We start from the raw sequence: 8,110 nt of genomic DNA on the forward strand, positions 1-8,110 counted from the left end.
GGGTTGGGGGGTGAGGGGCGTTCCTACGCCACCGCATCCTCCGCCCGGACCGCGACCGCGCCGCTGCCACGCTCCAGCGCCACGCAGCCGGTCCGGGCGATCTCCTTAATTCCGTAGGGCCGCACCAGGGTGATGAGCGAGTCGATCTTCTCGCTCGGCCCGGTCACCTCAATCACCAGCGTGTCCGGCGCCGCATCGACGATCCGCGCACGGTAGACTTCGGACACCAGGCGCATGATATCACCGCGCGTCCGCTCGGTCGCCGCCACCTTGACCAGCGCCAGCTCGCGCTGGATCAGGTTTTCCCCGGTCACGTCCGTGACCTTGATGACCTCCAGCAGCTTGTAGAGCTGCTTGGTCACCTGCTCGATGGTGCGGTCGTCCCCTTGGACCACCAAGGTCATCCGCGACAGGCCAGGCTGCTCGCTGTGCCCGACCGCGATGCTGTCCACGTTGAACCCACGCTGGCGGAACAGGCTCATCACCCGGTTCATCACGCCGGGCCGGTCTTCGACCAGGACGACGAGTGTGTGACGTCGCACGGCTTCCACCCCTACGCTTCCTCGATCATCTCGCGGATCGACCCGCCCGACGGGATCATCGGGTAGACGTTCTCCTCCTGATTGACCTTGAACTCCAGCAGCGTCGGCCCGTCGATCGAGCGCGCCCAGCGGATCGCGTCGTCGACCTCCTCCCGCCGCGTCACCCGCCGTGCCGGGATGCCGTACGCCTGGGCGATGAGCATGTAGTCCGGGCTGCTGATCGGCGTCTCCGAGTAGTTCCGGTTGTGGAACAACTCCTGCCACTGGCGCACCATGCCCAGGTAGCCGTTGTTGACGATGGCGATGTTGACTTTCGCCCCCTCCTGGACGATGGTGCCGAACTCAAACATCGTCATCTGGACCCCGCCGTCGCCGACCACGGCCCAGACCTCCGCGTCGGGCCGACCCAGCGCCACCCCGAGCGCCGAGGGCACGCCGTACCCCATCGTTCCCAGGCCGCCCGATGTGATCCACTGGTTGGGGATATCGCAGGTGTAGTACTGCGCGGTCCACATCTGATGCTGGCCCACGTCGGTGGTGACGATCGCCTTCCCCTCCGTGAGCGTGTGCAGCCGCTCGACCACGTACTGCGGCGCCAGGGCGCCCGGCACGCCCCGCGAACGCCCCGAGGACCGCTTGCGCCAGCTCGCGATCGTCTCCAGCCACGCGTCGTGCCGCTGCGGCTCCATCTCCTCGAGCAAGGCCAGCAGCGCCTCGCGGGCGTCTCCCACCACCGGGACGGCCGTCTCGACGTTCTTGCCGATCTCAGCCGGGTCGATGTCGATATGGATGATCTGCGCGTTCGGTGCGAACTCGCTGACCCGGCCGGTGACCCGGTCGTCGAAGCGCATGCCGATCCCCACGATCACGTCGGCCTCATGGATCGCCCGGTTGGCGTGGGCGAAGCCGTGCATCCCAACCATTCCGAGGCAGAGGGGGTGGGAGCCGGGGAAACCACCGATCCCGAGCAGGGTCAACCCGACCGGAATCTGCGCCCGCTCGGCGAAGCGGACCAGCTCCTCGGTCGCGCCCGAGATGAGGATGCCGTGCCCGGCGAGGATCAGCGGCCGCTCCGCCGCGCGCAGCACCTCGGCCGCCCGGCGGATCTGACGACGGTGGGGCACGATTGTCGGCCGGTAACCCAGGAGTTGCACCGGCTCAGCGGGTGCCAGCTCCCCCTCGGCCAGCAGCACGTCCTTCGGCACGTCGACCAGCACCGGCCCCGGGCGCCCCGTCGTGGCGAGGTAGAACGCCTTCTGGATCGTCGGCCCGATGTCCTCCACCCGACGGATGATGAAGTTGTGCTTGGTGATCGGCAGGGTGATACCGGTGATGTCGATCTCCTGGAAGGCGTCGCTCCCGATGACCCCTTGCGGCACCTGGCCGGTGATGGCCACCACCGGCACCGAGTCGAGCATCGCCGTCGCGATGCCGGTCACCAGGTTGGTCGCCCCCGGCCCGGAAGTCGCCAGGCAGACACCCGGCCGGCCGGTGGCACGCGCGTACCCATCGGCCGCGTGCGCTGCGCCCTGCTCGTGGCGGACGAGCACGTGGTGGATATTGAACTCCGGCAGCACGTCGTAGAGCGGGATGACCGCGCCACCCGGGTACCCGAAGATCAGATCGACGCCCTCGCGCTCCAACGCCTGACAGAGCAGCCGCGCTCCGATCGCCCGTCGACTCGCCGGTTCGGCCTGTGCCTCACGCGCTGTCTCCGCTCGCTTCGTCTCGACGACCATGTGCCCCCTCTTCCGCTGGCCTGGCACGGGGAAGTCGTCAACCACCCCGCCCCATAAATTGAGCGAGCCTCCCGATTTGGGAGGCTCGCGAGTTACTCGATGTTCAGTGTTCCGTGTTTACGCTCTCGCTGCGCCCCCCGTATGGATATGGCCGATAATAATAAGAATAAGGCCTACGATAATAAGGAAGGCGCCAACGAGGGTCTCGCGAAGGGTGAAGACACGCGCAGCCGCAGGCATCGGCATCGGCGCCGCAACCTGCTCGTACATTGTCTGCGCTTCGGCCGTCACTGCCTGGTCCACCCGTCACTCACCCTGCACGGGTCTACTGACTCTTCGCATCATAGCGGGTTGTGAAAGTTGTGTCAAGGGCCGCGCTCCCCGCGCCCGGGAGCGCCGGCACCTGGTGGTCGGCACCAGTGTCCTTGCGGCACCGGTCGGAATATGCTATACTGCGTGCCGCGTCGGGAAACGGCGCTCCGACCCGGAAACGAGTCGGGATCCTGCCGAAGTGGCGGAACTGGCAGACGCGCTACGTTCAGGGCGTAGTGGGCTTACGCCCGTGGGAGTTCAAATCTCCCCTTCGGCACCACCGGCCGGAAGCCCGTCACGAGCGGGCTTCTGTAGTTAACAATTGAATGGCGTGGGCAGGACGGTCGCTGGCCGCACAGGCCAGAGGAAAGTCCGAGCTGCACAGAGCGAGGGTGCCCGGCGAAAGCCGGGGCAGCGTTCGCCGGTGGCGCTGACAGTCCAGATCGGCACCGTGGTGGGTTTCCCGCCGCGGTGAGAGCAACAGAGACCAATGCCGGGCCCCATCGGGGGTCCGGAGTGAAAAGGGCAATCCTCCCCGCAGCAATCTCCGGCTGGGCCGCTATCAGGTTGCTCGCCGAGGCCCGAAGTCGAGAGCAGCCACGGAGGTGACGACGTGGCCGGTCGGTGGCCAAGAGCCATCGGCCGAGACAGATGACCGTCAAGAACAGAACTCGGCTTACTCGCCCACGCCATTCAATGCCATGGTGCCTCTAGCTCAATTGGCAGAGCACTGGTCTGTGGAACCAGGGGTTACGGGTTCAAGCCCCGTGAGGCACCCCCAAGAAACACCACCAAAGGGGCAGGGAAGATCTCTGCCCCTCTTGCTTTCGCACGGAGAGCCGTCTCGCCGAGCTTGAGGCGACGGCCCCCTCCACCCATGCCGTTTGCCGGAACAGTTCACCGCTGTGGCGCGGACGATGGGCGCTCGACGGGCTGGTTCTGAAGGTTCGGGTTCGGCTGCGACTCCACCCCGCTGATCTACCACCGTCCCCCCGACCCGTGTGAACGTGTAGACGTCGATGACCTCCGACTGGGAGCGGGAGCCGTACGCCAGCTTCGCCGTCGCCCGAACGCCCTGAACAAAGACATCGAAGACGTCGAACGGAACGTCCACCCACTCGTTCGGACTCAGGGGATTGGCCGGCGGTTCGATCCCCTCCGGCAGGTCCGCGGCGGTCGGCTGCTGCCCCTCGGCGGCGGCTTTGGCCTGCGCCTGCTTCCAGGCGTCGAGTTGCCGCTGGCGTTCAATGCCGAGTGCCACCTTTGCCGAGAGGATTCCGGTCTCGGCTCCGCGCGGCGCCTGGGCCAGACCCGCCATCGCCTGCTCGACGGTCTCGGCGCCGACGCGACGGACGGCTTCGCAGAACCCCTCGGGGAGCTCCACGGTCGGGTCGTTGTACTAGATCGTGGGGAACGCGTGCATGTCCCCGCTCGCCCACATGGCAAACACGGCACGCTCTTCACGCCGCAGCGGCCTCGAACTCGGCAACCTGCTCAGCCGAGGCCGGTACGCCCGGCGGAGACTGCGCGACCCCGCGCTGGATCTGACCCGGAGCGACCAGCCCAAGCAGAATCACCACTGCGCCGATCAACGTGAGGTAATGCGTTCGCATGGCAGATCGTCCTCACGCCGCCAACCGTGGGCCGGCCCGTCTCCGCTCGGGAGACGAACCGCCGTTCTTGCGCCTTCGGTTTCCCGAATGAGTCCCAGTTGCCATCATGGCATTTCATGCGGAGCTGATTGGACGAGTACTCATGTGGGATTCGTCAGGGTCGTCGCGCCCGCCCTCGCCAGCGCCGGCAGCGGTGTTTCGCCGCCACGTGTGAGATGCCGGTTCGTCCAGTGATCGACGCGGGAAGGCCGGGAACGCATCCCCGCCCGTGCGAAACGATCGCCGCAGACTCCTAATCGGGCGTCCGAACCCGTTGACACGAAGGCACCACCCTGCCAAAATGTACGTACACATCGCGGCTGGAGGTGGTCCGGCGGCTTCAACGTCGGTACAATCCATGGCTGCTGTCTGGCCGCGACTCGTGAGGGCGTTACCCAGATGAAGAGTAATGAGATCCGCCGGATCTTCGTCGAATTCTTTGCCGAGCGTGGGCACCTCCATGTGCCGAGTTCATCCCTGGTGCCGCACAACGACCCCACCGTCCTGCTAACCACCGCCGGCATGCAGCAGATGACTCCCTACTTCCTCGGACTGGAGCGTCCACCCAGCATCCGCATGACCTCCATCCAGAAGTGCTTCCGCACCGTCGACATCGACGAGGTCGGCGACGAAGAACACCTGACCTTCTTCGAGATGCTCGGCAACTTCTCGGTCGGCGACTACTTCAAGGCCGAGGCGATCTCCTGGGCCTGGGAGCTTCTGACCGAGCGGTTCGGCATCCCGCGCGAGCGGCTGCGCCCCTCGGTGCACCGCAACGACGAGTTCGCCTTCGCCTACTGGCGGGATGAGATCGGCATTCCCGAGCACCTCATCGCCCGGCTGGGCGACGAACACAACTGGTGGGGTCCGGTCGGCGCCACCGGCCCGAACGGCCCCGATTCCGAGATCTTCTACGACCGCGGCGAGGAGCTGGGCTGCGGCCGGCCCGACTGCGGGCCGGGCTGCGATCACTGCAACCGCTTCCTTGAAATCTGGAACCTCGTCTTTATGGAGTTCTACAAGGAAGAGGACGGCTCCCAGCGCCCGCTGCCGCGCAAGAACATCGACACCGGGATGGGCCTCGAGCGCATTTCCATGGTCCTGCAGGGTGTCGGCTCCGTCTTCGAGACCGACCTCTACATGCCGGTGCTCCTCAAGGCAGCCGAGCTGGCCGGGGTCCAGTACCGCCAGGACCCGAAGGTCGACCGCTCGCTGCGCGTCATCGCCGACCACAGCCGCGCCGTGACCTTCCTGATCGGCGACGGGGTCTTCCCGGGCAACGAGGGCCGCAGCTACGTCCTGCGCCGCGTCCTGCGGCGTGCCGTGCGCCATGGCCGCTTGATCGGCATCGACCGGCCCTTCCTCACCGAGGTCGCGGACGTCGTCATCGACATGTTCGCCGAGCACTACCCCAACCTGCGAGACCAGCGGGACCGCATTCGCCAGGTGATCCGGCACGAGGAGGAGCACTTCGGCCGCACGCTCGCGACCGGCATCGGCCGCTTCGAGACGCTGGCGGCCGATCTCCAAGCGCGTGGCGAGACGGTCGTCCCCGGCGCTGAAGCCTTCCGCCTCTACGACACCTACGGCTTCCCATACGAGTTGACCGAGGAGCTCGCGCGTGACGCCGGGCTGACGGTCGACCGCGAGGGCTTCGACCGGGCGATGGCCGCGCAGCGGGAGCAGAGCCGCGCCAGCGCCGCAATCTTCAGCGACGAGGCGCGCGCGCGTGCGGCGCTCTACGCCAACCTCACCAGCAAGCCGACCGTCTTCCTCGGCTACGAGACAACCGAGGCGACGGGGACCGTGGTTGCGATCCTTGGGGCCGAGGCCACGGAGGAAAGCGCCGAGGCCGGAGACCGGGTCGAGGTTGTGCTTGACCAGACCCCGTTCTACGCCGAAGGCGGCGGCCAGGTGGGCGACACCGGCACGATCCAGACCGATACGGGCGTTTTCGATGTCGAAGATACGCAGCGCCCAGCGCCCGGCGTCATCGTGCACCGCGGGGTCGTCCGCGAGGGGTACATCCAGGTGGGACAGACGGCCGAGGCGCGGGTGGACGCCCAGCGACGGGCCGATATCCGCCGCAACCACACCGCCACCCACCTGCTCCATACCGCACTGCGCCGGGTGCTCGGGGAGCACGTCCAGCAGGCCGGCTCCCTCGTCGCGCCCGACCGGTTGCGCTTCGACTTCACCAGCCTGGAGCCGGTCGGCGCCGCCGCGCTGCGAGAAGTGCAGGAGATCGTCAACCAGCAGATTCTCGCCGACACCCCGGTGCAGGCAGAGATCAAGCCCTACCAGGAAGCAATCGCCGAGGGGGCGATCGCGCTGTTCGGCGAGAAGTACGGCGACACCGTGCGGGTCATCACCATTCCGTCCTTCAGCAAGGAGCTCTGCGGCGGCACGCACGTCACCCACACCGGCGAGATCGGCCTCTTCGTCATCACCGAGGAGTCGAGCGTCGCCAGCGGTGTCCGCCGGGTGGAGGCTCTGACCGGCCGCGCCGCCGCCGAGTACGCGCTGCGTCTCCAAGAGACATCCCAGCGCCTGGTGCGCGACCTTCACGTCCCGCTCGAAGAGCTCCCCGCGCAGGTCGCCGCGCTCCAGGAGCGCCTGCGGGAGCGGGAGCGGGAGATCGAGCGCCTGCGTGTCGAACTCGCCAGCGTCCAGATCGGCGACCTGATCGAAAAGGCGGTTACGGTCGACGGCACGCGCGTGCTCGCCGCCCGCGTTGAGGCGCCGAACCGTGACACACTGCTCCAGATGGGCGACCGCCTGCGCGACAAGCTCGCCAGCGGCGTGGTCGTGCTCGGCGCGGTCATCGACGACCGGCCGGCGCTCCTCGCCATGGTCACCCGCGACCTTGTGCAGCGGGGCGTCGATGCCGGCAAGCTGATGCGCGAGATCACCCCGGTCGTCGGCGGCCGCGGCGGTGGCCGCCCCGAACTCGCCCAGGGCGGCGGCACCGACCCGTCGCGACTCGATGCCGCACTGGAGACCGCCCGCTCCGTCGTCGAGCGCCAGCTTACGGGCTAGCCCGGAGCTGGCGCCCCTCGACCGAGCCCATTGCAAGGGAAGGGTTCCATGGGGGCACCGGAGCCGATGATCGTCCACATCAACAGCGAGACGGACCTCGACGATCTGCTGGCGCGCCTGCCCGAGTACACCGACCGCCGCGTCACGCTGACCGTGGCGGACGAGACCGATGTGCTGACGACGGCGGCCGAGCTGTCACGCGTCCTGTCCGCCGCCAGGCAAGAGCACGTGACACTCGCCCTGAGCACCCGCGACCCCCTGCGCCAGGAACTCGCGCGCATGATCGGGTGGACCGTGCTCACCCCGGCGCCCGAGCACGACGACGACACCACCGCCGACCTGGCAACCTACATCCCACGGCCGTCGACGCCCTTGAGCCAGGAACCGGACGCCGCAACCCGGGCTGTTCCGCGGACACCGACCGGCACCATCGTCCTCGACCCGGATCACGAGCAACCGCCGTCCTGGCTCACCGCGCAGATCGCCGCGGGTACGAACGGCCATGTCCGGCCCGCCCCATACGAGCAGGCCGACATCGAGCAGGATGACGACACCACACCACGGCGGCGTAAGATCCCCTTCGCCCTCATCTTCGCCATCGTCGCGCCCCTGGTCGTGCTGCTCTTGGTAGGCGGCATTCTCTACTACGTTCTCCCGACGGCCACCATCACCCTGGTGCCCGAGGAACACACCATCGCGGCCGACCTCACCTATGGTGTCGCCATGCCAGGCGCCAGCTACGACATCACCGTCGAACCAACCGAGCTCGAGAATACAACCGTCTTCGATCGTGAGATCCCGACCACCGGCGAGCGCTTCGAGCCCG

At 67.5% G+C, this 8,110-nt stretch carries 5 protein-coding genes, 2 tRNA genes and 1 other RNA gene; 5 read left to right on the top strand and 3 right to left on the bottom strand.

The annotated features are described in order from the left end of the window. Positions 1 to 23: 23 nt before the first annotated feature. Together ilvN and ilvB are read right to left on the bottom strand one after the other, a co-directional pair. Positions 24 to 551 (bottom strand): acetolactate synthase small subunit, encoded by a 528-nt coding sequence (ilvN, locus tag IRZ30_RS13505; protein WP_294085960.1) that lies wholly within the window; start codon positions 549 to 551, stop codon positions 24 to 26. Positions 552 to 553: 2 nt separating this feature from the next. Next, positions 554 to 2,281, bottom strand: coding sequence for a biosynthetic-type acetolactate synthase large subunit (gene ilvB / locus IRZ30_RS13510; RefSeq protein ID WP_294085961.1), 1,728 nt, complete (start codon positions 2,279 to 2,281; stop codon positions 554 to 556). Between the two features lie 505 nt (positions 2,282 to 2,786). Here ilvB and IRZ30_RS13515 point away from each other — a divergent pair. The 3 genes from IRZ30_RS13515 to IRZ30_RS13525 all read left to right on the top strand — a co-directional run bounded on the left by IRZ30_RS13515 (position 2,787) and on the right by IRZ30_RS13525 (position 3,374). Next, a tRNA-Leu gene (locus tag IRZ30_RS13515) sits at positions 2,787 to 2,873 on the top strand. Between the two features lie 48 nt (positions 2,874 to 2,921). Then, positions 2,922 to 3,288: RNase P RNA component class A (gene rnpB / locus IRZ30_RS13520), an RNA gene on the top strand. Between the two features lie 8 nt (positions 3,289 to 3,296). Then, positions 3,297 to 3,374, top strand: a tRNA-His gene (locus tag IRZ30_RS13525). Between the two features lie 679 nt (positions 3,375 to 4,053). On the opposite strand, the gene IRZ30_RS13530 is transcribed toward IRZ30_RS13525, so the two are convergent. After that, a complete protein-coding gene (locus IRZ30_RS13530; RefSeq protein ID WP_294085962.1) occupies positions 4,054 to 4,206 on the bottom strand; it encodes a hypothetical protein in 153 nt (50 codons plus the stop codon). Positions 4,207 to 4,644: 438 nt separating this feature from the next. Here IRZ30_RS13530 and alaS point away from each other — a divergent pair, with 438 nt between their 5' ends. Continuing rightward, positions 4,645 to 7,284 carry an alanine--tRNA ligase gene (alaS, locus tag IRZ30_RS13535; protein ID WP_294085963.1) on the top strand — a complete coding sequence of 880 codons (2,640 nt, stop codon included), beginning with the start codon at positions 4,645 to 4,647 and terminating at the stop codon, positions 7,282 to 7,284. Between the two features lie 48 nt (positions 7,285 to 7,332). After that, positions 7,333 to 8,110: hypothetical protein (locus tag IRZ30_RS13540; RefSeq protein ID WP_294085964.1), on the top strand; the 778-nt coding region annotated here is incomplete at its 3' end.

Origin of the sequence: Sphaerobacter sp. (assembly GCF_019683595.1) — a bacterium.
Classification (GTDB): Bacteria; Chloroflexota; Chloroflexia; order Thermomicrobiales; family Thermomicrobiaceae; genus Sphaerobacter.

Excerpts from the sequence above, each read along its gene's own strand:
- ilvB (WP_294085961.1), bottom strand. The coding sequence starts at position 2,281 with ATGGTCGTCGAGACGAAGCGAGCGGAGACAGCGCGTGAGGCACAGGCC.
- alaS (WP_294085963.1), top strand. The coding sequence starts at position 4,645 with ATGAAGAGTAATGAGATCCGCCGGATCTTCGTCGAATTCTTTGCCGAG.
- IRZ30_RS13530 (WP_294085962.1), bottom strand. The coding sequence starts at position 4,206 with ATGCGAACGCATTACCTCACGTTGATCGGCGCAGTGGTGATTCTGCTT.